General features: G+C 51.8%; 1 rRNA gene. It reads left to right on the forward strand.

Features of this window, described 5'->3' with window-relative positions:
- A 16S ribosomal RNA gene (locus WY13_RS14190) occupies positions 1-1,316 on the forward strand; the annotation flags it as partial.
- Positions 1,317-1,363: the final 47 nt, after the last annotated feature.

Below are 1,363 nucleotides of genomic sequence, written 5' to 3' on the forward strand. Positions count from 1 at the left end.
AATTGATTTAAAGGAGTAATCCGCTTTGAGATGGACCCGCGGCGCATTAGCTAGTTGGTAGGGTAACGGCCTACCAAGGCGACGATGCGTAGCCGACCTGAGAGGGTGATCGGCCACATTGGAACTGAGAGACGGTCCAGACTCCTACGGGAGGCAGCAGTGGGGAATATTGCACAATGGGCGAAAGCCTGATGCAGCAACGCCGCGTGAGTGAAGAAGGTTTTCGGATTGTAAAGCTCTGTCTTTGGGGACGATAATGACGGTACCCAAGGAGGAAGCCACGGCTAACTACGTGCCAGCAGCCGCGGTAATACGTAGGTGGCGAGCGTTGTCCGGAATTACTGGGCGTAAAGAGTGCGTAGGCGGATATTTAAGTGAGATGTGAAATACCCGGGCTTAACCCGGGCACTGCATTTCAAACTGGATATCTAGAGTGCGGGAGAGGAGAATGGAATTCCTAGTGTAGCGGTGAAATGCGTAGAGATTAGGAAGAACACCAGTGGCGAAGGCGATTCTCTGGACCGTAACTGACGCTGAGGCACGAAAGCGTGGGTAGCAAACAGGATTAGATACCCTGGTAGTCCACGCCGTAAACGATGAGTACTAGGTGTAGGAGGTATCGACCCCTTCTGTGCCGCAGTAAACACAATAAGTACTCCGCCTGGGAAGTACGATCGCAAGATTAAAACTCAAAGGAATTGACGGGGGCCCGCACAAGCAGCGGAGCATGTGGTTTAATTCGAAGCAACGCGAAGAACCTTACCTGGACTTGACATACCCTGAATATCTTAGAGATAAGAGAAGCCCTTCGGGGCAGGGATACAGGTGGTGCATGGTTGTCGTCAGCTCGTGTCGTGAGATGTTAGGTTAAGTCCTGCAACGAGCGCAACCCCTGTTGTTAGTTGCTAACATTTAGTTGAGCACTCTAGCAAGACTGCCGCGGTTAACGCGGAGGAAGGTGGGGATGACGTCAAATCATCATGCCCCTTATGTCCAGGGCAACACACGTGCTACAATGGGCAGTACAGAGAGAAGCAAGACCGCAAGGTGGAGCAAACCTCAAAAACTGCCCCCAGTTCGGATTGCAGGCTGAAACTCGCCTACATGAAGTTGGAGTTGCTAGTAATCGCGAATCAGAATGTCGCGGTGAATACGTTCCCGGGCCTTGTACACACCGCCCGTCACACCATGAGAGCTGGCAACACCCGAAGTCCGTAGTCTAACGAAAGAGGACGCGGCCGAAGGTGGGGTTAGTAATTGGGGTGAAGTCGTAACAAGGTAGCCGTAGGAGAACCTGCGGCTGGATCACCTCCTTTCTAGGGAGTCGAAAGATAGAGTATAATCTATCTTATAAATTGATGGT

This window comes from Clostridium ljungdahlii, assembly GCF_001636845.1.
Lineage (GTDB): Bacteria > Bacillota > Clostridia > Clostridiales > Clostridiaceae > Clostridium_B > Clostridium_B ljungdahlii_A.